A 22,027-nucleotide genomic window follows, 5' to 3' on the forward strand; every position below is an offset into this window, starting at 1 on the left:
GTAGGAGCGGCGTGCAGCCGCGAAGGGGCCGGCATGGCTGGCGCATGATCTGGGAGGTGTGTTGGCGGGGCCGGCGCCTTCGCGGCTGGACGCCGCTCCTACGGGGGGTGGGGGCGCACCATGTTTTGTTTTGGGGCTGCTATTCGGGAGAATGTTGCGTGGCGTTATGGCATCTTCAGCGCTCAATCCGAATGCGTACGAGATTTCCCGCCATGACCCTGTTGTTCAAAGTCGCCGATGAGCGCGCCCATGTATGGAAGGCGCTGTTCGCCGAGCATGCCCCGGACATCGACGTACGTTTCTGGCCCGATATCGGCGACCCCGCCCAGGTTCGCTATTTCGCAGCCTGGCAGCCACCGGCAGACCTGCACGAACGCTTTCCTAATCTGGAAGTGGTGTTCGCCACCTCGGCCGGGGTGGATCAATTCAATCTCGAGCAACTTCCCCAGCACATCGCCGTGGTCCGCATGTTGGACCCCGGCATCGCTCAAGGCATCGCTGAATACGTCGGTTTCTCCGTACTGAGCCTGCATCGGGATATCCCGGATTATCTGCAACAACAGCAAAACCATGTGTGGCAGACCAATGCACTGACAGCGGCGTCCAAGCGGCGGGTCGGCGTGATGGGGCTGGGCAATCTGGGCCTGACCGCGCTGGACGTGCTGCGCCCGTTCGGATTTGCCCTCAGCGGCTGGTCCCGCACCCTCAAGAATTTGCCAGGCGTGACCTGCTATGGCGGCGCCGAGCAACTGCCCGAGTTTCTGGGCCAGTGCGACATTCTGCTGTGCCTGCTGCCGCTGACACCGGAAACAACGGGGATCTTGAACGCCGACACCTTCGCGGCACTGCCCAAGGGCGCCAAGCTGATCAACCTGGGCCGCGGTGGGCATCTGGTGGAGGCGGACCTGCTCGCGGCTGTTGATTCAGGACAGATCGGGCATGCGATCGTCGACGTGCTGAACGAGGAGCCCCCTACCCAGGACCATCCGTTCTGGAGCCATCCGAAGATCTGGGTAACGCCTCACGTTGGCGCGATGACCGACCCAAGGACGGCGTTCGAGGTGCTGCTGGGGAATGTGCGTCGGCATGAGCGTGGAGAGGACATGGTGGGGGCGGTGGCTCGCGGGGCGGGGTACTAGCTGGGATCGGCGGTGGATGGTCCCCTCACCCCAGCCCTCTCCCTGGGGGAGAGGGCGCCAAGCGCCCCACATCCCAATCAATGCTTCTTCGGCGTAGTCGGATTGATCATCCGCGACAACCCGAGATTCTTCAGCGCCAACTGCAGTGAACTGTGGATAACCTGCGGGTTGTCGATCTTGTTCAGCTGCGCCAGCAGTTCCTTGGCCTTGCTCAGGTTCACCTGACGCAACATCCACTTCACTTTCGGCAGGTTGGTGGCGTTCATCGACAGGCTGTCGAAACCCATTGCCATCAACAACACCGCCGCCGCCGGGTCACCGGCCATCTCGCCGCAGATGCTCACGGGCTTGCCTTCGGCATGGGCCTCGGTGACCACGTGCTGCAAGGCCTGCAACACCGCCGGATGCAGATAGTCGTACAGGTCGGCGACACGCGGGTTGTTGCGGTCAACGGCCAGCAGGTACTGCGTCAGGTCGTTGGAACCCACCGACAGGAAGTCCACCTGGCGCGCGAGCTCCTTGGTCAGGTACACCGCCGCAGGGATTTCGATCATCACCCCCACCGGCGGCATCGGCACGTCGGTGCCCTCGTCGCGCACTTCGCCCCAGGCCCGGTGAATCAGATGCAGGGCCTCTTCCAGCTCATGGGTGCCGGAGATCATCGGCAACAGGATGCGCAGGTTGTTCAGCCCCTCGCTGGCCTTGAGCATGGCGCGGGTCTGCACCAGGAAGATTTCCGGGTGGTCCAGGGTCACGCGAATACCGCGCCAGCCCAGGAAGGGGTTCTCTTCCTTGATGGGGAAGTACGACAGCGACTTGTCGCCGCCGATGTCCAGGCTGCGCATGGTTACCGGCAGCGGATGGAAGGCCGCCAGCTGCTCGCGATAGATGGCCAGCTGTTCCTTTTCACTGGGGAAACGCTGGTTGATCATGAACGGCACTTCGGTGCGGTACAGACCCACGCCCTCGGCGCCGCGCTGCTGGGCACGGGCGACGTCCGCCAGCAGCCCGGTATTCACCCAGAGCGGCATGCGGTGGCCATCGAGGGTGACGCACGGCAGTTCGCGCAAGGCATCCAGCCCCAGGGCCAGTTGGCGCTCTTCCTCGACCACGTCGGCGAACTGCTTGCTGAGAATATCGCTGGGGTTGGTATAGACCTCGCCGTGGTAGCCGTCGACGATCATCTTGATGCCGTCGACCTTGGAATACGGCAGGTCCACCAGGCCCATCACCGTGGGGATGCCCATGGCGCGCGCCAGGATGGCCACGTGGGAGTTGCCCGAACCCAGTACCGACACCAGCCCCACCAGCTTGCCCTCCGGCACCTCACCGAGCATGGCCGGGGACAGCTCCTCGCTGATCAGGATGGTGTTGTCGGGGTAGACCAGGGTCTGCTGGCGGGCTTCCTGCAAATAGGCAAGCAGGCGCCGGCCCAGGTCCTTGACGTCCGACGCACGCTCGCGCAGGTAGGCGTCGTCCATCAGCTCGAAACGATTGACGTGCTCGGTGACCACATGGCGCAGTGCGCCCTGTGCCCACTGGCCGGTCTTGATCACATTGGTCACTTCGCTGCCCAGCGACGCGTCGTCGAGCATCATCAGGTAGACGTCGAACAGGGCGCGCTCTTCAGGCCGCAGCTGGGTGGCGAGCTTGGCCGACAGCGTGCGCATGTCGTTGCGCACGCCCTCCAAGGCGTTCTGGAACAGCGCCAGCTCGGCATCGATGTCGCTGACGTTCTTGTCCGGCACCACGTCCAGATCGGCCGGCGGCAACATCACCACGGCCGTGCCGACCGCCGCTCCGGGCGATCCTGGAACGCCGACGAAGCGCGCCTCCTGGATGCCCTTGCCTTGGCGACCAATGCCACGAATGGAGCCGGTGGCCTCGGCATGGGCGATCACCCCGGCCAATTGCGCGCTCATGGTGACCAGAAAGGCCTCTTCGCCCTCGTCGAACTGACGCCGCTCCTTTTGCTGGATGACCAACACCCCCACCACGCGCCGGTGGTGAATGATCGGCGTGCCCAGGAACGACGCGAAACGTTCCTCGCCCGTCTCGGCAAAGTAGCGATAACGGGGGTGGTCGGCAGCGTTTTCCAGGTTCAGCGGTTCTTCCCGGGTGCCCACCAGGCCCACCAGGCCTTCGTTGGGGGCCATGCTGACCTTGCCGATGGAGCGCTTGTTCAGGCCCTCGGTGGCCATCAGTACGAAACGGTTGGTTTCAGGGTCCAGCAGATAGACGGAGCAGACCTGGCTGCCCATGGCTTCCTTGACGCGCTGCACAATGATCCCCAACGCCGACTTGAGATCTTTGGCGGAGTTAACTTCCTGGACGATCTTGCGCAGCGTATTGAGCATGGCTCGGGGTCGAACTCCGTCGTCAGTCGCGCGATAAAAGGCGCGGGGCAAGCTCTTTGAGCGCGCGGCGGTAGACCTCACGCTTGAATGTCACCACCTGGCCCAGCGGATACCAATAACTGACCCAGCGCCAGCCATCGAACTCCGGTTTACCGGTCAAATCCATCCGTACGCGCTGTTCGTTGGAAACCAGGCGCAGCAGAAACCACTTTTGTTTCTGGCCGATGCACAGCGGTTGGCTGTGGGTACGTACCAGACGTTGGGGTAAACGATAACGCAACCAGCCGCGGGTGCAGGCAAGTATTTCAACATCTTGCCGTTCCAGCCCGACTTCTTCATTCAGCTCGCGGTACAAGGCCTCTTCCGGTGTTTCCTGGGGGTTGATGCCCCCCTGGGGAAACTGCCAGGCATCCTGATTGATACGCCGAGCCCAAAGCACCTGACCGGCATCATTGGTGAGAATGATGCCGACGTTAGGGCGAAAACCATCCGGGTCGATCACGGCAGCAACCTCGCAAACGCATGTCGTCGCATTGTTCCACAAAGCCTGTGAAAGCAGCAACGACGCCGCATACCTTATGTGCACGCATGTGAAAAGTCCGTATTCTGTGGGCCTTTTCCACTTTTTACGTGAGTAATTTCATGCGCCTGGCCTTGTTCGATCTCGACAACACGCTGCTTGGCGGCGATAGCGACCACGCCTGGGGCGACTATCTCTGCGAGCGCGGCATTCTCGACGCCGACGCCTACAAGGCGCGCAACGACGATTTCTATCAGGACTACCTGGCGGGCAAGCTGGATCTCAATGAGTATCTGAATTTCAGCCTGGAGATTCTGGCCGCCACCGACATGGCCCAGCTGGATGAATGGCACCGTGACTTCATGCGTGACTGCATCGAGCCGATCATGCTGCCCAAAGCCGCCGCCCTGCTGCAATGGCACCGCGATGCCGGCGACAAACTGGTGATCATCACGGCCACCAACCGCTTCGTGACCGGGCCGATCGCCGAGCGCCTGGGCGTGGAAACGTTGCTGGCGACCGAAGCGGAAATCGTCGATGGGCGCTACACCGGCCGCAGCATCGATGTGCCGTGCTTCAAGGAAGGCAAGGTGACTCGCCTGAACCGCTGGCTGGAAGAGAACGGCTTCGATCTGCAGGACAGCTACTTCTACAGCGACTCGATGAATGATTTGCCGCTGCTGGAGCAGGTGGCCAACCCGGTGGTGGTGGACCCTGATCCGCGGTTGCAGGAAGAAGCGAAGCGGCGAGGGTGGAAAGAGATTTCGTTGCGAGGGTAAGGGCGCCGATCACCCGAATTCGCACCACCTGCTCTTAGCTCCCTCTCCCCCAGGGAGAGGGCTGGGGTGAGGGGACCATCCACCACAAATCCCCCAAGAAACCCTAAACCGGCTTCGTCACCATCAACCCGACAATCGCCACCAGCACCACCAGCGCCACGCCAGCAATGATCAGCACGTTGCGGCGCTTGACCGCGATCACCGCCTCATCCATGCCCTGCGCCAGACGCAACCGATTGACCCGGCTGAGCAACAGCAACCACACACCGCCGCCGATCACGTACAGCACTGCCGCACTCAGAATCCAGGTCTGTCCGAGGGGCCAGCCGACCTTGTGCACCAGCCACCAACCGGTCACCGGGAAGCTGATCAGGCTCAGCGCCATCACCACCCACGCATAGGCCCAGGGCCGCTGCAGGGTGCTGGCGAACGGCAGCCTGTCGCCGCCTTGCCAACTGCGCCAGGCGCGATAGATCACCGCCACCACACTGCCCAGCAGTACCACGGTGGCGACTGTGTGCAATATCTTCAGAACCGTCAGGCTTTCCATGACGCGTTATCCCCGTGGGCCGTTACGATGCATCATCGACAAGCGTAGCAGCCAACGAGTTCAGCAGGCCCGGCCCCATCGCGGGTAGAACCCGCTCCCACAGAGGGGGGGGGCGTTGGCGCTGCATAGCGGATATCTCTAGTGGGAGGGCTGGCCCCATCGCGGGTAGAACCCGCTCCCACAGAGGGGGGGCATTGGCGCTGCATAGCGGGTATCCCTTGTGGGAGGGCTGGCCCCATCGCGGGTAGAACCCGCTCCCACAGAGGGCGAGCATCGGATTTGCGCAGCGCAAATCCCTTGTGGGAGCGGGTTCTACCCGCGATGGCCGCACCGCCGATCCCAACCTCCACCCCTGACCCCGCAGCTACCCCAAGAACAGTTGATAAGCCGGATTATCCGTCTCATCCCAGAACGGATAGCCGATATCCGCCAAGGCTCCAGCCACCAGGTGCCGCTCATCCTCCGGCACCTGCAAGCCCGCCACCACGCGCCCATCCGCTGCGCCATGGTTGCGATAGTGGAACATCGAGATATTCCAGTGCCCGCCCAACTTGTTGAGGAAGTTGAAAAGCGCCCCGGGCCGCTCGGGAAATTCGAAGCGCAGCACCATCTCGTCACTCACCCGCACCGCATGCCCGCCCACCATATGACGGATGTGCAACTTGGCCAGTTCGTTGTCGGTCAAGTCCAGCACCGGGAAACCATGGGATTGCAGGGTCGCCAGCAACGCCGCGCGTGGATCGTTTTCGGGATGGGTTTGCACGCCGACGAAAATGTGTGCTTCTTCGCCGGTGTGGTAGCGATAGTTGAACTCGGTGATCTGACGCTTGCCGATGGCTTCGCAGAAGGCCTTGAAGCTGCCCGGCCGCTCCGGAATGGTCACCGCGATGATGGCTTCACGGCCTTCACCCAACTCGGCCCGCTCGGCCACGTGACGCAGGCGATCGAAGTTGACGTTGGCGCCGGAGTCGATGGCCACCAGCGTCTGCCCGGAGACGCCACGGGCCTCGACGTATTTCTTGATCCCGGCCACACCCAGCGCCCCGGCAGGTTCGGTGATCGACCGGGTATCGTCGTAGATGTCCTTGATGGCCGCACAGATTTCGTCGGTGCTGACGGTGATCACCTCGTCCACGTGATCCTTGCAGATATCAAAGGTGTGCTTGCCGATCTGCGCCACAGCCACGCCGTCGGCGAACAGTCCGACCTGTGGCAGCACCACGCGCTCACCGGCAGCCATGGCCTGTTGCAGGCAATTGGAATCGTCCGGCTCGACGCCGATCACCTTGATGCCCGGGCGCAGGTATTTCACATAGGCCGCAATGCCCGCGATCAAGCCACCGCCGCCCACCGGAACGAAGATCGCGTCGAGGTCGCCCGGATGCTGACGCAGAATCTCCATCGCCACGGTGCCCTGCCCGGCAATGGTGTAGGGGTCGTCGTAGGGATGGATATAGACCAGGCCCTTTTCATCGACCAGCTTCAGCGAATGCGCCAGGGCCTCGGGAAACGAGTCACCGTGCAGCACGACTTTGCCGCCACGCGAGCGCACGCCTTCGATCTTGATCTCGGGGGTGGTCTTGGGCATCACGATGGTGGCTTTGATACCCAGCTCCCGGGCCGCCAGCGCCAGGCCCTGGGCATGGTTGCCGGCCGAAGCGGTGACCACGCCACGCGCCAGTTCCTGGGCCGAGAGCTGGGCCAGCTTGTTGTACGCGCCACGAATCTTGAAGGAAAACACCGGCTGCAAGTCTTCGCGCTTGAGCAGCACCTTGTTGCCCAGACGCTTGGACAGCTGGCCGGCGGGCTGCAATGGGGTTTCCACCGCGACGTCATAGACGCGCGAGGTCAGGATCATTTTCACGTACTGTTCGAGCATGGCGGGCATCACTGGCAGTGGCTGGGCGGGCCGACGAGTCTAAGCCAACAACCACAGCAAAACCAAGGTTTTGCCCCTATAATGCGCGCCGCCGGGGCCGCAACCACTAGAGCCCCACCTGCCGCTCCGGAGCCCGCATGACCCAGGACCAACTCAAACAGGCCGTCGCCCAGGCTGCCGTGGATTTCATTCTGCCCAAGCTGGACGACAAGAGCATCGTCGGCGTGGGCACCGGCTCCACCGCCAACTGCTTCATTGACGCCCTGGCCTTGCACAAGGGCGCGTTCGACGGCGCCGTCGCCAGCTCCGAAGCCACCGCTGCGCGCCTCAAGGGCCACGGCATTGCGGTCTACGAGCTCAACAGCGTCAGCGACCTGGAGTTCTACATCGACGGCGCCGACGAAAGCGACGAGCACCTGAACCTGATCAAGGGCGGCGGCGCGGCCCTGACCCGCGAGAAGATCGTCGCGGCCGTGGCCAAGACGTTCATCTGCATTGCCGACGGCAGCAAGCTGGTGCCGGTGCTGGGCAACTTCCCGCTACCGGTGGAAGTCATCCCCATGGCCCGCAGCCATGTCGCGCGCCAACTGGTGAAGCTCGGTGGCGACCCGGTGTACCGCGAAGGCGTGCTGACCGACAACGGCAACATCATCATCGATGTGCACAACATGCAGATCACCGATCCGGTGGCGCTGGAAACCCAGATCAACGCCATCGTCGGCGTGGTTACCAACGGCCTGTTTGCGGGCCGGCCGGCAGATCTGTTGCTGCTGGGTACCAACGACGGCGTCAAAACCCTGCGCAGACCTTGACGGCGCTGGCTCCTGGGGAGAGGAGCCGACGCGGATCGCCTACGCAGGTGTTGAACGAGCGCTGAGGTATAGTGCGGGGCATCGTCGCAATGCTGGAACATCGCCATGCCCCTCAAGCCACAGGATCTCGAGCAGATCGCCTCGCTCACCCTCGGACACTACCAATCGGTCGCCGAAGATTTTCGCGAGGGCACTCGCGACCATGACGTGAGCCAGAACATCAATGCCCTGTTGCGCCACATCCAGGGCACTGCGCCGTGGCAGATCCTGGATTTTGGCTGCGGGCCGGGGCGCGACCTGCAGACCTTCACCCGCCTGGGGCACGTGGCCGTCGGCCTGGACGGCACCCCCGCGTTCGCCGACATGGCCCGCGCCGACAGTGGCTGTGAAGTGTGGTGTCAGAACTTCTTGGCATTGCAGTTACCGCCACAGCGTTTCGACGGGGTGTTTGCCAATGCCGTGCTGTTCCATGTCCCCAGCCAGGAGCTGCCCCGGGTGCTGCGCGAGCTGCATGCGACGTTGAAGGCGGGCGGCGTGCTGTTCAGCTCCAATCCGCGAGGGAAGAACCAGGAGGGTTGGCAAGGTCCACGCTATGGGGCGTATCACGATCTGGCCAATTGGCGCCGGTTGATGACCGAGGCGGGGTTTGTGGAGCTTGAGCATTACTACCGGCCTGCCGGGTTGCCGCGTGAGCAGCAGCCTTGGTTGGCGAGTGTCTGGCGGCGGTGAGGGGACCATTCACCACCAATCCAAACCCATCCACCTCCCCAACCCTACCGCGCCCCCTCATCTTCCCGAATCCGATACCAGGCCACATACAACGCCGGCAAGAACAACAGCGTCAGCAGTGTGGCCACGATGATGCCGCCAATCATGGCGTAGGCCATCGGCCCCCAGAACACTTCACGGGCAATCGGAATCATGCCCAGGCTCGCCGCCGCCGCGGTCAGCAGAATCGGCCGGCGGCGATGCTGGGTCGCCTCCACCACCGCATCCCACGGCTTGTAGCCATCACGTTCGTAGGCATCGATCTGGGTCACCAGAATCACCGAGTTGCGGATGATGATACCGATCAGCGCCAGCACCCCCAGAATCGCCACGAAGCCCATGGGCGTGCCGGTCGGCACCAGCGCGATGACCACGCCGATGATCCCCAGGGGTGCCACGCTGGCCACCAGGAACATCTTCTGCACGCTGTGCAACTGGATCATCAGGAAGGTGGCCATCAGGAATATCATCAACGGCACCACCTGGGCGATCGGCCCCTGGGCCTTGCCGCTCTCCTCCACGGTGCCGCCGGTCGCCACCTTGTAGCCCACCGGCAAGCCCCCGGAGAACTTGTCGATCTCGGGCTTGAGCTGCTTGACCAGGTCAGTCGGCTGAATGTCGTCGCTGACCGCCGCCTTGAGGGTAATGGTCGGCAATCGATCACGGCGCCACACCAAGGGTTGTTCGAGCTCGTAGCGCACGGTGGCGAACGCCAGCAGGGGAATCGAGGTACCGCTCGGGGTGACGATCTGCAGGTTCTGAAGGGTCTCCGGCGAACCGCGCTCGGCATCGTTGGCACGTCCGACCACATTGACCAGATAGATATCGTCGTTGACCTGAGTCACCGCGGCGCCGCTGACGATGCTGTTCATCAGGTTGGCCACGTCCTCCGATGACAGGCCCAATTGCCGCGCCTTGTCCTGGGCGATGTCGATGCGCAGCACCTTGCCCGGCTCGTTCCAGTCGTAGATCATCTCGCCGATGTGAGCGTTCTGATCCAGCAGGGTGGCCAGTTCGATGGCATGTTTGCGCACCTGATCGATGTCCTTTCCGCTCACTCGATACTGGATCGGGCGACCCACTGGCGGGCCCATTTCCAGCGGCTGCACATAGGTGCCGATGCCCACGAAATCTTCCCGCAGACGTTTCTTCAACCGCTCGGTCAGGGCACCCCGTTGCTCCAGGCCGGTACTGACGATCACCAGCTGAGCGTAGTAGGGGTTTTCCAGTTGCTGGTCCAGCGGCAGGTAGAAACGCAGGGCGCCCTGGCCGATGTAAGTGCTCCAGCGCGCGATGTCCGGATCGCCCTTCAAGGTCGCCTCCAGACGGTCGACCGCCTTGCGCGTTTCATCGATCGAGGCGTTTTGCGGCAGGTTCAGGTCCACCAGAATTTCCGGTCGATCAGAGGACGGAAAGAACTGGTTTTGCACGAAGCGCATGCAGAACAGCGCCACGGCGAACAGCAGCACGGTGCCAATGATCGTCAACCAGCGGTGGCGCATGCAGCCCACCAGCCCGGCGTTGAACCAGCGCCCGATGCGCCCCGGCTCCTCGGACTTGGGCTTCACGTTCTTGCTCAGAATGTGCACGCCAATCACCGGCGCGAACAACACCGCCACCACCCAGGACACCAGCATCGCCACGGCGATCACGGCGAACAAGGTGAAGGTGTACTCGCCGGCCGAACTGGCGTTCAGGCCGATGGGCACGAAGCCCGCCACGGTCACCAGGGTGCCGGTGAGCATCGGGAACGCCGTGGAGTGGTAGGCGAACGTCGCCGCCTGCTCCTTGGTATCGCCCGCCTCCAGGCGCGTGACCATCATTTCCACGGTGATCATCGCGTCGTCCACCAGCAAACCCAAGGCAATGATCAGCGCCCCCAGGGAGATCCGCTGCATGGTGATGCCGCTGTATTCCATGAACACGAAGACCATGGCCAGCACCAACGGGATCGAACAGGCCACCACCAACCCGGCGCGCACGCCCAGGCTGATGAAGCTGACGATCAGCACGATCACCACCGCCTCGAACAGCGCACTGGTGAACCCACCGACGGCCTTTTCCACCACCTCGGCCTGGTCCGACACCTTATGCACGCCCACGCCCACCGGCAGCTGCGCGGTGAGTTCATCCATGCGCTGGTGCAAGGCGGTACCGAAGGCCTGAATGTTGCCGCCGTCCTTCATGGCAATGGCCAGGCCAATGGCAGGCTGGCCGTTGTAGCGGAACATGGGCGCCGCAGGGTCGCGATAGCCACGCTCGATGTCAGCGATATCGGCCAGCCGATAGAAGCGGTCGTTGAGCCTGAGGTTGACCGTTTCCAGGTCCTTTTCGGACTTGAACTGCCCGGACGTTCGCACCGAGATGCGCTCCGGCCCGGCCTCGATCACCCCCGCCGGGGTCACCGCGTTCTGCGCTTGCAGGGCGCCGACCACCTGTTGCTGGTCCAGCCCCAAGGCGGCCAGCTTGCGGGTGGAGAAATTCAGGTAGATCACTTCATCCTGCTGACCCACCAACTGCACCTTGCCCAGGTTGTCGACCTGGCGGATCTCGGCGCGCACCTGTTCCACATAGTCGCGCAGTTGACGCATGTTCAGGCCGTCACCGGTAAAGGCGTAGATCGAACCGAACACGTCACCGAATTCATCGTTGAACGACGGCCCCTGCAAGCCCTGGGGAAAGGTGCCGCGGATGTCGTCGATCTTCTTGCGCACCTGATACCAGATTTCCGGGATGGCCTTGGCACTGGTGGTATCGCGCAGGTACACGAAGACCGTGGATTCGCCTGGCCGGGTGTAGCTCTTCACGTAGTCCAGCGAGTCCAACTCTTCGAGCTTCTTCTCGATGCGGTCGGTGACCTGCTTGAGGGTTTCGTCCTGGGTCGCGCCAGGCCAGCGGGTCTGAATGACCATGGTCTTGATGGTGAACGCCGGGTCCTCTTCACGGCCCAGGTTCATGTAGGAGAACACCCCCATCAGCAGGCCGACGAACATCAGGTACCAGACGAACGACTGATGCTTGAGCGCCCAGTCCGACAGGTTGAAACTTCCCTTCATCACCGGCTCGCCTCGTCCAGTTTGATTTTCTGCCCAGGTTTCAGGCTGTTCACACCGGCACGCACCACACGCTCGCCCACCTGCACGCCGCTGCTGAGCACTACCGTGTCGTTGCTGCGGCTAAGCACGGTGACGTCACGGGGATTGACGGTTTGCGCCTGGCTGTCGATCAGCCAGATGCGTGACTTGCCGTCGACCTCCTGAATGGCAGTGGCCGGCAATTCCAGACGCTGTTCGATACGCGAGCTGAGGGTGACGCTGATGGCGGTGCCCAGCCGCAGGCCCGGTGGCGTTTGGGCCAGGGTCAGGCGGGCGCGGCGGGTCCGGGTGGCGCTGTCGGGCTGAGGCTCCAATTCGCGCAGGCTGCCGGTGGTCGCGATGGTGGGGTCCAGCTGTGACTGAACCTGGAATTGCACCCCGGCCGGCAGGCTTTCGGCCAAGGCGGCAGGCAGGTCGATCACCGCTTCCTTCACATCCGGGCGCGCCAGCACCACCACTTCCTGCCCCGCCGTGACTACCTGGCCGGCTTCGACTTTCCATTCGTTGACCACGGCAGCGTGATCGGCGCGAAGCTCGCTGTAGCCGAGCTGATCCTGGGCCTGGCTGACCGCCGCCTTGGCTTGATCCAGGGACGCCTGGGCGGTTTTCAAATCGGTCTGGGCGATGTCCAGGCCCGCCTGGGCGCCGACACCCCGGTCGAACAGTTCCTGCTGGCGTCGGGCATTGGCCTGGGCATTGATGAACTGCGCTTGTACGCGGGCCAGGTCACCTTGATTGGAGCGCAGCTGGTTCTGCTGGTCGGTGGGATCCAGGGTGGCCAGCAGTTGGTCTTTCTGTACTTCACTGCCGACATCCACGGCACGCCGGGCAATACGGCCCGGCACTCGGAAACCCAGGGTGCTTTCATAGCGCGCCTGAATGTTGCCGGCGAAACGGCCCAGGCTTTCCTGGTTCAGGCCCGTGACTTCGACCCACAGCACCGGCCGCACTGGCTCCGGCGCCGGCGCCTCCTTCGAGCACCCCGCCAACACCAGTAGCAGCGGCGTAAGCCGCGTCAACAGGCGATGAGGTTTCTTCAAGGACAACGCATGACGGCCGGACGCGGCTGACGCCGCTGCTACAGGGGTCATTGGGTGAGCTCCTGGGCGATTTCGACTTGCATGTCCGGGTGCAGCAACTGTCCGCCGGCAACCACCACCTTGTCGCCCTGGTTCAAGCCGTTGCCGATCACGACCTTGCCTGTCAGGTAGCGGGCTACGCCGACCTTGCGCAGGTTGACCTTACCGTCGTCGCCCACCACCCACACCGCCGGTTCGCTGATGTCCTTGGTGAGCGCCGACCACGGCAGTTCGACGCTGGCCTTGCCCGGGCCGCTGAGCGAGGCACTGACCACCGAGCCCAGGTCCATGCCCTTGGGCAGGCTTTGCAGGGCGATTTTCACCTGCAGGGTGCCGGTCTGCGCGGACACCGCCGGGGTGACCTCGCGCAACACGCCGGTGGTCTTGATGGCGGGGTTGTCCAGCAGATTGACGGAAATGGGTTGCTGATTGCCGGGCTGGGCGAACAGCGATTCGTAGACGTTGAACACGGCGTCGCGATCGCCATCCCGAGCCAGTCCGAAGATCGGCACGGTGGCTTGGACCACTTGAGCCACTTCCGCCTGACGCGCGGTGATCACACCGGGCGCGTCGGCCACGAGGTCCGTGTAGCTCAACTGCTCCTGGGCGTTGGCCAACTGCGCCTGGGCTGCGGCCAGGGAGCTCTGCGCGCTGCGCAACGCCGCCTGGGCCGAGTCGTATTCACTGCGGCTGGTGTAGCCCTTGGGCAGGAGTTTCTGCTGGCGAACGAACGCGGCGCTGGTCTGGCTGACCCGGGCCTGTTCGGCGGACACGGCCGCGCGGGCCGAATCGACGTTGGTCTGCAGGTCTTTGGGGTCCAGGCGGGCGAGCACCTGCTTGGCGCTGACCCGATCGCCGACATCCGCCAGGCGCTGAATGATCTTGCCGCCGACGCGAAACGACAGCTGCGTCTGCACCCGGGCCTGCACGTCGCCGGTAAGGCTGACGGCAGCGGCGAAATCGGTGGTCTGCACATTCTCCACGCGTACGCGCGGATGCAGCGGCTCCACGGGCTTGTCTTCACCACAGCCGACCAGTGCCAACAACAAAAGGGCAACACCTGTAACCTTCCAACGAGGACCAGCCATGCAGGCTCCTTTGCGTGCGCTGTAATGCTTGGTGAGTATGCGACTGTGAGCGTAGTTCAGGGTTCCTTTCTCGGTTGTGTCAGTACTGGCCTCTTCGCGGCTGCACGCCGCGAAAGCGCTCGCATATCACCCTGTAGGAGCGGCGTGCAGCCGCGAAGGGGCCCGCCCCTACAACGCAAAACGCCGATGCTGTCCAAGCCATCGGCGTTTCCTCGATCAACCGCATCCCACTCGAATCAGAACGCAGGCAGTACCGCGCCGCTGTACTTCTTCTCGATGAAGGCCTTCACTTCAGGGCTGGTCAGCGCCTTGGCCAGCTTCTGGATGGCGTCGCTGTCCTTGTTATCCGGGCGTGCCACCAGGAAGTTCACGTATGGCGAATCGGCACCTTCGATCACCAGCGCATCCTTGGCCGGGTTCAAACCCGCTTCCAGCGCGTAGTTGGTGTTGATCATGTCCAGGTCGACCTGATCCAGTACACGCGGCAGCATCGCCGATTCCAGCTCCTTGAACTTCAGGTTCTTGGGGTTGGTGGCGATGTCCTTAGGCGTGGCCAAGGCGTTGCTTGGGTCTTTCAGCGTGATCAGGCCGGCTTTCTGCAGCAGGATCAGCGCACGACCACTGTTGCTGCCTTCGTTGGGAATGGCCACGGTCGCGCCATCCTTCAGTTCGTCCAGCTTCTTGACCTTCTTGGAGTAGCCACCGAAAGGTTCGACGTGTACGCCGATCACGGTCACAAGGTTAGTGCCCTTGCCCTTGTTGAAGCTTTCCAGGTACGGCAGGGTCTGGAAATAGTTGGCGTCCAGACGCTTCTCGTTGACCTGCACGTTTGGCTGCACGTAGTCGGTGAACACCTTGATGTCCAGGTCCACGCCTTCCTTGGCCAGGGTCGGCTTGATCAGCTCGAGGATCTCGGCATGCGGGATCGGTGTGGCTGCAACGGTGAGCTTCTCGGCGGCGTTGGCCAGGCCGAAAGACAGGGAGGCCGCCAGAGCGGTGAACAACAAAGCCTTTTTCATGCGAAGTCCTATTGTTGGAAGGTGCCGGCGATAGCAAGCGGCCAGCTTGAGGCGGAAGATACCCGGAATTAATATTCCCACAAATACCTTTTAGTTTGTTGCTTATGCCTTTTCGTTCAGTTGCTCCAAACCGCGATTCAACAGCGCCCGCAGCGCCACCGACTCGCCGCTTTGCAGCAGCCGGTCGATCTGTCCAGCCAACTGCTGAAGCGGGTCTTGCACGCCGGGTAGATTCAAATGCTCCGGCAGGATTTCATCACCACTGCTGACCAGCAGGGCGAAATGGATGACGTTTTCCAGCTCCCGCGTATTGCCGGGCCAGCTATGGCGCTCCAACACCTGTTGCGCGGCGTCGCTGATCAGCGGCACGTCCAGGCTCAGGCGCTGGCTGTAGATCCCCAGGAAGTACTCGGCCAGCGACAGGATATCGCCGACCCGATCACGCAGGGGCGGCAGCAACAGATGCCCTTCATTCAGATAACGAAACAACCGCTGGTTGAATTTACCCGCCTCCACCGCCTGGCCCAGGTCGATGCTCGACGCCGCCACCAAACGCACGTCCACGGGGTTGGGATGGGCAGCCCCGACGCGGGTCACCTCATGATTCTCCAGCGCCGACAACAGTTTCACCTGGATGGCCAGCGGCAGGTCGCCAATCTCGTCCAGGTACAAGGTGCCGCCGTTGGCCGAGCCAAACCAGCCAGCCCGGCTGCTGGCCGAGCCGCTGTAGGCGCCTGCGCTGTAGCCGAACAGCTCGGCATCGGCATAGGTGGGGCTGATGGCACCGCAATTGACCGAAACGAACAGACCCGCGCGGTCACTGGCCCGGTGGATCTGCCGGGCCAGCAATTCCTTGCCGGTGCCGCTTTCCCCATGGATCAATACCGGCAGGGCCTTGGGTGCCAGGCGTTCGAGGTCTTCACGCAACTGGCGCGAACGCGGATCGACGAATACCAATGCCTTGGCACGAATGCTCAGGGGGCTTTTGTCGGAATCCGGAAAGGTCAGCAGCGGCTGGCCAAAGGTGTCTTGCTGGGCAGTCATGGGCAAAGCTCCCACCGGCCCTGGTTGCAGGGCTCGGCGTACTCAGGTGATCGTGTGTTCAGGCGCGTCGCAGGGTGTGCTGGTCCATCCGGCTTTGCAGACGGTAGAGGTAGGCGAACCCTTGCTCCCAGCGCTGATGTCCGGATTTGACGTTGATATGCCCGGCACCCGCCAGGATGCCCGCCTCGGCACCCCAGTCACGCGCCAGTTGCAGGGCGCGCGGAGCACTGGCGGCCGGGTCGTTGTCCGAGCCCACCACCTGACTGGGGAAAGGCAGTAAATGCTTGGGGATCGGGGCAAAGTTGCGCAGCGCCGGCGCGCACGCCGGCCGCTCGACATCCGCCGGGGCTACCAGCAGCGCGCCACGCACCTTGCGCAACGACACCAGCGGGGCATGGGCAGCCCAATGCACAACCGTGATGCAACCCAGGCTATGGGCGATCAGGATGACCGGATCGGCGCTGGCATTGACAGCCCTGTCCAGGGCTGCCACCCAGTCCTCACGCCGAGGCGTCAACCAGTCGGCCTGTTCGACCCGCGCGCTGTTGGGCAGGCTGTTTTGCCAATGGCTCTGCCAGTGGTCTTCGGACGAGCCCTGCCAGCCTGGCACGATCAGATAGCGGATCGATTCGTTGCGCATGGTGTGCGCCCTCCTGCGAATGTTGCGTTCGGAGGCCAGTATAAGGGCGGGGTATATATTCGTTAAGGAATAAGAAGCTATTTATTAATAACTAAAGTGCTAGATGCGTTTCTACCTGCGCCAAGCGCCTGTCCGGCCATAGATGCGCACAAAGATGCTGCGTGCATTGACCACGGCTGCACACCTGCTACATGTGAACTCCGGGCCTTGTGAAGCTTGCAACGCCTGCACCTCCCGTCTCTGGAGACAGACCATGAAGACCCTTGTCGACCACCTGAGCCAGTACGCGGCCTATCACCGTGATCCTCGCAACATCGCTACGCATTTCGTCGGCATACCGTTGATCGTGCTGGCCGTGGCGATACTGCTGTCGCGCCCGGGTGCGGAGATTGCCGGCCTGTGGATAAGCCCGGCCCTGCTGGTTGCGTTGGGCGCAGCCGTGTTCTACCTGCGCCTGGATCGAGCACTGGGTGGTCTGATGGCGGTGTTGCTGGGGCTGTGCCTGTGGGCCGGCCAGGCGCTGGCGATACACAGCACCCTGACGTGGCTCGGGTGGGGCGTGGGGATGTTCGTGGCGGGCTGGGTGATTCAGTTCGTGGGGCATTATTACGAAGGACGCAAGCCGGCCTTCGTCGATGACCTCAGCGGGTTGATCATCGGGCCGCTGTTCGTGGTGGCGGAGATGGGGTTCGTGCTGGGAATGGGCAAAGGCTTGAAACGCCAGATCGAGGCAACAGCAGGGCCGGTGAGGCCCCGTGGGCAATCCGTCGCCCACTAGGCCCCCTTCGCGGCTTCACGCCGCTCCTACAAAATACCCCGACCCCACACCCCCCCCTGTAGGAGCGGCGTAAAAGCCGCGAAGACACCCGCAAGAACACCATCGCACCCAGGTCCACCCTACCCCGCCCCCCCCGGTAGGAGCGGCGTAAAAGCCGCGAAGACACCCGCAAAAACACCATCGCACCCAGATCACCCTACCCCGCAACACCCCCCGTAGGAGCGGCGTAAAAGCCGCGAAGAGGCCCTCAACAACACCCTAGATATTGGCCACCTTCTGCCACACCTTCGGCTTGAAGAACAACGTCTCCCCCCGCGCCAGCCCCGTCAGGCTGTCGTGATCCTTGACCACCTCGGCCTCGATCAGATCACTCTGCCCTTCCACCTTCAGCGTCACCCGCGTCGTTGCGCCCAACGGGCGGATGTCGCGAACTTCGGCGGCATGGTGGTCTTCCAGTTCATGACGCGACAGCGACACTTCGTGCGGGCGGAACAGCACATGCTCCTCGCCGCCCACCTGCAGCCGGTTCGAATCACCCAGGAAGTGATAGACGAAATCGCTGGCCGGATTCTCGTACACCTCACCCGGTGAGCCGATCTGTTCGATCACGCCCTTGTTCATCACCACGATGCGGTCAGCCACTTCCATGGCCTCTTCCTGGTCGTGGGTCACGAACACCGAAGTCAGGTTGATATCTTCGTGCAAGCGCGCCAGCCAGCGGCGCAGCTCCTTGCGCACCTTGGCATCGAGCGCACCGAACGGTTCGTCGAGCAGCAGCACCTTGGGCTCCACCGCCAGGGCGCGGGCCAGGGCAATACGCTGGCGCTGACCACCGGACAGTTGCTCGGGATAGCGGTCGTTGAGCCAATCGAGCTGCACCATGTTCAGCAACTCGTGGACCTTCTCGGCGATCTTGCTCTCGCTGGGCCGCTCGCCCTTGGGCTTCATGCGCAGGCCGAAGGCGACGTTGTCGAACACCGTCATGTGCCGGAACAACGCGTAGTGCTGAAACACGAACCCAACGTTGCGATCCCGCACGTCGTGGCCGGACACGTCCTCGCCGTGGAACACGATGCTGCCGTCATCCGGGGTTTCCAGGCCGGCAATGATGCGCAGCAGGGTAGTCTTGCCGCACCCGGACGGGCCGAGCAGCGCCACCAGCTCGCCGCTCTGGATGTCCAGATTGATGGCGTTCAGGGCTTGGAAGGCGTTGAAGCGCTTGCTGACATTACGAACTTCGATGGACATTGATCATTCCTCCGCGGCGCTGTTGCGCAGGCGGTTAATACGGGACTCGCTCCACTGCTTGAGCAGCAGGATGAAGAGCGCCAGGATCAGCAGCAGGCTCGCGACAGCGAACGCGGCGACGTGGTTGTATTCGTTGTAGAGGATTTCCACGTGCAGCGGCAAGGTGTTGGTCACGCCGCGGATATGCCCGGACACTACCGACACTGCGCCGAACTCACCCATGGCCCGCGCGGTACACAGCACCACGCCGTAGATCAGCCCCCACTTGATGTTCGGCACCGTGACGTGCCAGAACATCTGCCAGCCATTGGCGCCCAACAGGCGTGCAGCCTCTTCCTCCTGGGTACCTTGCTCCTGCATCAACGGAATCAACTCGCGGGCCACGAACGGCACGGTGACGAAGATCGTCGCCAGCACAATGCCTGGCAGCGCGAAGACAATCTGGATGTCGTGGTCCTGCAGCCAGGGCCCGAACAGCCCCTGAGCGCCGAACATCAGCACGTAGACCAGACCGGCGATCACCGGCGACACCGAGAACGGCAGGTCGATCAACGTCACCAGGATGCTCTTGCCGCGGAACGAATACTTGCTCACGCACCACGCGGCGCTGACGCCGAACACCAGATTCAGCGGCACCGAGATGAGCACGGCGATGACCGTCAACTTCAGTGCCGACAAGGCATCGGGTTCGAAGATGGCGGTGAAGAATGCGCCGACGCCCTGCTTCAGGCCCTGGGACACCACGATGAACAGCGGGAGCAGCAGGAACAGGGCAAACACCAGCCAGCCCAGGCCGATCAGGATGCGCCGCGAGGTGGCACTGCCACGACGGGCGGCGTTGGTGGAGGCAGCAATGGAAGATGCAGACATTTAGGTAGCCTCCTTCAAGGGGTTTCGATGCGCCGCTGCAGCAGGTTGATCAGCAGCAGCAGAATGAAGGAAACCACCAGCATCATCACGCCGATGGCGGTTGCGCCGACATAGTCGTACTGGTCCAGCTTGACCATGATCAGCAGCGGCAGGATCTCGGTCTTCATCGGCATGTTGCCCGCGATGAAAATCACCGAACCGTACTCACCCACCCCGCGGGCAAAAGCCAGGGCGAAGCCGGTCAGCCAGGCGGGCAGCAAGGCCGGCGCCAGCACATGGCGGAACACCTGCAACGGCTTGGCACCCAGGCAGGCGGCGGCCTCCTCGACTTCACGGGGAATATCGGCCAGTACCGGTTGCACCGTGCGCACCACGAAGGGCAACGTCACGAAGGTCAGCGCCAGGGTAATGCCCAGCGGGGTGTAGGCGATCTTGAAGCCCAGGTCGGTCGCGAATTGTCCGACCAGGCCATTGGGGGCGTACAGGGCGGTCAGGGCAATACCGGCGACTGCGGTGGGCAGCGCAAACGGCAGGTCGATCATGGCATCGATGATCTTGCGCCCGGGGAAGGTGTAACGCACCAGCACCCAGGCCAGCAGGGTACCGATGATGCCGTTGATGATCGCAGCGCACAGGGCAGTGCCGAAGCTCAACTTCAGCGCGGCGAGCACACGGGGTGCGGTGACGATGGTCCAGAACTGGTCCCAGGTCAGCTGGGCGGCATGTACGAACATGGCGGCCAGGGGAATCAGCACAATCAGGCTGAGGTACACGACGGTGTAGCCCAGCGTCAGCCCGAAGCCGGGTATGACGGGGGAGATACGACGCGACATAGAAGTCCTTGGTGTGGTCCGGGTTTACGCGTGAAGGCCCCATCGCGGGCAGAGCCCGCTCCCACAAGGATTCACGCGGTTCCTGTGGAAGCGGGCTCTACCCGCGATGGGGCCAGCGGCCTCAACGCATGTCTGTTGCTTACTGCGCCTGATAGATCTGGTCGAACACGCCGCCATCGTTGAAGAATTTCGGCTGCGCAGTTTTCCATCCGCCGAAGTCCTTGTCGATAGTGACCAGGTTCAGAGCCGGAAACTGCTTGGCATACTTGGCTGCCACAGCCTTGTCACGCGGACGGTAGAAGTTCTTCGCGGCAATTTCCTGACCTGCCGGGCTGTACAGGTGCTTGAGGTACGCCTCGGCAATTTCCTCGTTGCCCTTCTTCTTCGCGTTCTTGTCCACGACCGCCACCGGCGGCTCTGCCAGAATCGACAGCGAAGGCACCACGATGTCGAACTTGTCGGCACCGCCGTCTTCTTTCAACGCCAGGAACGCCTCGTTTTCCCAAGCCAGCAGTACATCGCCCTGGCCATTGTTGACGAAGGTGATGGTCGAGCCACGCGCACCGGTATCCAGGATTGGCACGTGCTTGAACAAGGTCTGCACGTACTCCTTGGCCTTGGCCTCATCGCCACCGCCAGCCTTCAGACCATAGGCCCAGGCCGCCAGGAAGTTCCAGCGGGCGCCGCCAGAGGTTTTCGGGTTCGGCGTGATCACCGACACGTCGTTCTTGATCAGGTCACCCCAGTCCTTGATGCCCTTGGGATTACCCTTGCGCACCAGGAACACGATGGTGGAGGTGTACGGCGTGCTGGCCTCCGGCAGGCGGGTCTGCCAGTTTTCCGGAAGGCTCTTGCCCAGCTTGGCGATCTCGTCGATGTCACCGGCCAGTGCCAGGGTCACCACGTCGGCCGGCAGGCCGTCGATCACCGAACGCCCCTGCTTGCCCGAACCACCGTGGGACTGCTTGATGGAAACGTTGTCGCCAGCGTGGTCTTTCTTCCAGAAATTCACGAACTCGGCGTTGTATTCCTGGTACAGCTCGCGTGTCGGATCGTACGACACGTTGAGCAGCTCATAGTCCTTGGCGACTGCGGAGCCAGCAAACACGGCGCTGGCGAGGGCTGCCAAGGCATAACGGCGGATAGACATGGACGAAGCTCCTGGGGTCGGCTTTATAGTTTCTTATGACTGGTGCGCAGGCGCGCTGTCAGCTGGGCTTGTTGCCCGGGTTCTGCAAACGGAATTTCTCTTTGCGTTCGATCTGTACCACCTGCGCGTTGTGCACGGTGATTTCCACGGCGCCGAAACGCAGGTCGCGCAACGCACTCTGAATTTCCCGCAGAATGGTGGCTTCGTCCTGTCCGTCGACGCTACGCAGGGATGCGCTCATGATCGTGCTCCTTGATGAGGGGTGCCGTGGTGGCTTGAGCGCGATATTAGAGGGGTGCAGTTATTCTTAAAAATACTGTTTAAGAATTTTCATATAACCAGAAAGCGTTATCCCATTTCACCCCCCCCCTCCCCCCCC

General features: G+C 62.7%; 20 protein-coding genes. 5 read left to right on the forward strand and 15 right to left on the reverse strand.

The genetic code is table 11. The annotated features are described in order from the left end of the window. Nucleotides 1–212 precede the first annotated feature (212 nt). The gene (locus tag B3397_RS02095; protein ID WP_296246804.1) at nt 213–1,139 is read left to right on the forward strand and encodes a 2-hydroxyacid dehydrogenase; all 927 of its coding nucleotides are present in this window, start codon (nt 213–215) and stop codon (nt 1,137–1,139) included. A gap of 77 nt (nt 1,140–1,216) precedes the next feature. On the opposite strand, the gene ptsP is transcribed toward B3397_RS02095, so the two are convergent. Together ptsP and B3397_RS02105 are read right to left on the reverse strand one after the other, a co-directional pair. Further along, the gene (gene ptsP / locus B3397_RS02100; protein WP_296246806.1) at nt 1,217–3,496 is read right to left on the reverse strand and encodes a phosphoenolpyruvate--protein phosphotransferase; all 2,280 of its coding nucleotides are present in this window, start codon (nt 3,494–3,496) and stop codon (nt 1,217–1,219) included. Between the two features lie 22 nt (nt 3,497–3,518). Then, entirely contained in the window at nt 3,519–3,998 is a 480-nt protein-coding gene (locus B3397_RS02105; protein ID WP_043191776.1) for an RNA pyrophosphohydrolase, read from the reverse strand. A gap of 140 nt (nt 3,999–4,138) precedes the next feature. Here B3397_RS02105 and B3397_RS02110 point away from each other — a divergent pair, with 140 nt between their 5' ends. Then, nucleotides 4,139–4,795, forward strand: a complete 657-nt coding sequence (locus B3397_RS02110; protein ID WP_296246808.1) for an HAD family hydrolase — start codon at nt 4,139–4,141, stop codon at nt 4,793–4,795. A 103-nt stretch (nt 4,796–4,898) separates the two neighbouring features. On the opposite strand, the gene B3397_RS02115 is transcribed toward B3397_RS02110, so the two are convergent. Together B3397_RS02115 and ilvA are read right to left on the reverse strand one after the other, a co-directional pair. Next, complete coding sequence (locus B3397_RS02115; RefSeq protein WP_296246811.1) at nt 4,899–5,345, reverse strand: DUF2269 family protein; 447 nt, start codon at nt 5,343–5,345, stop codon at nt 4,899–4,901. 364 nt (nt 5,346–5,709) lie between these two features. Then, nucleotides 5,710–7,224 (reverse strand): threonine ammonia-lyase, biosynthetic, encoded by a 1,515-nt coding sequence (ilvA, locus tag B3397_RS02120; protein ID WP_296246812.1) that lies wholly within the window; start codon nt 7,222–7,224, stop codon nt 5,710–5,712. A gap of 137 nt (nt 7,225–7,361) precedes the next feature. Between ilvA and rpiA the strand changes: the two genes are divergently transcribed. Further along, entirely contained in the window at nt 7,362–8,036 is a 675-nt protein-coding gene (gene rpiA / locus B3397_RS02125) for a ribose-5-phosphate isomerase RpiA (protein ID WP_296246813.1), read from the forward strand. A gap of 105 nt (nt 8,037–8,141) precedes the next feature. Continuing rightward, nucleotides 8,142–8,765 carry a class I SAM-dependent methyltransferase gene (locus tag B3397_RS02130; protein WP_296246814.1) on the forward strand — a complete coding sequence of 208 codons (624 nt, stop codon included), beginning with the start codon at nt 8,142–8,144 and terminating at the stop codon, nt 8,763–8,765. Nucleotides 8,766–8,809: 44 nt separating this feature from the next. Here the strand turns inward: B3397_RS02130 and B3397_RS02135 are convergent, their stop codons facing one another. From B3397_RS02135 to B3397_RS02160, 6 genes are all read right to left on the reverse strand, one after another. Next, the gene (locus B3397_RS02135) at nt 8,810–11,860 is read right to left on the reverse strand and encodes an efflux RND transporter permease subunit (RefSeq protein WP_296246815.1); all 3,051 of its coding nucleotides are present in this window, start codon (nt 11,858–11,860) and stop codon (nt 8,810–8,812) included. Next, nucleotides 11,860–12,918 carry an efflux RND transporter periplasmic adaptor subunit gene (locus tag B3397_RS02140; RefSeq protein WP_296246957.1) on the reverse strand — a complete coding sequence of 353 codons (1,059 nt, stop codon included), beginning with the start codon at nt 12,916–12,918 and terminating at the stop codon, nt 11,860–11,862. Before B3397_RS02140 ends, B3397_RS02135 begins: the two co-directional genes overlap by 1 nt. Before the next feature lie 68 nt (nt 12,919–12,986). Further along, nucleotides 12,987–14,066: an efflux RND transporter periplasmic adaptor subunit gene (locus B3397_RS02145; protein WP_296246816.1), complete on the reverse strand. Its 1,080-nt coding sequence runs from the start codon at nt 14,064–14,066 to the stop codon at nt 12,987–12,989. 236 nt (nt 14,067–14,302) lie between these two features. Next, on the reverse strand, nt 14,303–15,085 hold the full coding sequence (locus tag B3397_RS02150) for a MetQ/NlpA family ABC transporter substrate-binding protein (RefSeq protein ID WP_296246818.1): 783 nt from the start codon (nt 15,083–15,085) through the stop codon (nt 14,303–14,305). Nucleotides 15,086–15,187: 102 nt separating this feature from the next. Beyond that, complete coding sequence (locus tag B3397_RS02155; protein ID WP_296246820.1) at nt 15,188–16,129, reverse strand: sigma 54-interacting transcriptional regulator; 942 nt, start codon at nt 16,127–16,129, stop codon at nt 15,188–15,190. Nucleotides 16,130–16,187: 58 nt separating this feature from the next. Next, a complete protein-coding gene (locus B3397_RS02160; RefSeq protein ID WP_296246822.1) occupies nt 16,188–16,769 on the reverse strand; it encodes an alpha/beta hydrolase in 582 nt (193 codons plus the stop codon). A 253-nt stretch (nt 16,770–17,022) separates the two neighbouring features. Between B3397_RS02160 and B3397_RS02165 the strand changes: the two genes are divergently transcribed. After that, nucleotides 17,023–17,547, forward strand: coding sequence for a DUF962 domain-containing protein (locus tag B3397_RS02165; RefSeq protein ID WP_296246824.1), 525 nt, complete (start codon nt 17,023–17,025; stop codon nt 17,545–17,547). A 258-nt stretch (nt 17,548–17,805) separates the two neighbouring features. Here B3397_RS02165 and B3397_RS02170 read toward each other — a convergent pair whose 3' ends face one another. The 5 genes from B3397_RS02170 to oscA form a co-directional block, all read right to left on the reverse strand. Beyond that, nucleotides 17,806–18,795 carry a sulfate/molybdate ABC transporter ATP-binding protein gene (locus B3397_RS02170; RefSeq protein ID WP_296246825.1) on the reverse strand — a complete coding sequence of 330 codons (990 nt, stop codon included), beginning with the start codon at nt 18,793–18,795 and terminating at the stop codon, nt 17,806–17,808. Nucleotides 18,796–18,798: 3 nt separating this feature from the next. Further along, entirely contained in the window at nt 18,799–19,665 is an 867-nt protein-coding gene (cysW, locus tag B3397_RS02175; protein WP_296246827.1) for a sulfate ABC transporter permease subunit CysW, read from the reverse strand. Nucleotides 19,666–19,679: 14 nt separating this feature from the next. Then, nucleotides 19,680–20,498: a sulfate ABC transporter permease subunit CysT gene (gene cysT, locus B3397_RS02180; RefSeq protein ID WP_296246828.1), complete on the reverse strand. Its 819-nt coding sequence runs from the start codon at nt 20,496–20,498 to the stop codon at nt 19,680–19,682. A gap of 139 nt (nt 20,499–20,637) precedes the next feature. Continuing rightward, nucleotides 20,638–21,648, reverse strand: coding sequence for a sulfate ABC transporter substrate-binding protein (locus tag B3397_RS02185; RefSeq protein ID WP_296246829.1), 1,011 nt, complete (start codon nt 21,646–21,648; stop codon nt 20,638–20,640). A 58-nt stretch (nt 21,649–21,706) separates the two neighbouring features. Further along, entirely contained in the window at nt 21,707–21,889 is a 183-nt protein-coding gene (oscA, locus tag B3397_RS02190; protein ID WP_007941032.1) for a sulfur starvation response protein OscA, read from the reverse strand. Between the last annotated feature and the right edge of the window lie 138 nt (nt 21,890–22,027).

Source organism: Pseudomonas sp. UBA4194 (assembly GCF_002379585.1).
Taxonomy (GTDB): Bacteria; Pseudomonadota; Gammaproteobacteria; order Pseudomonadales; family Pseudomonadaceae; genus Aquipseudomonas.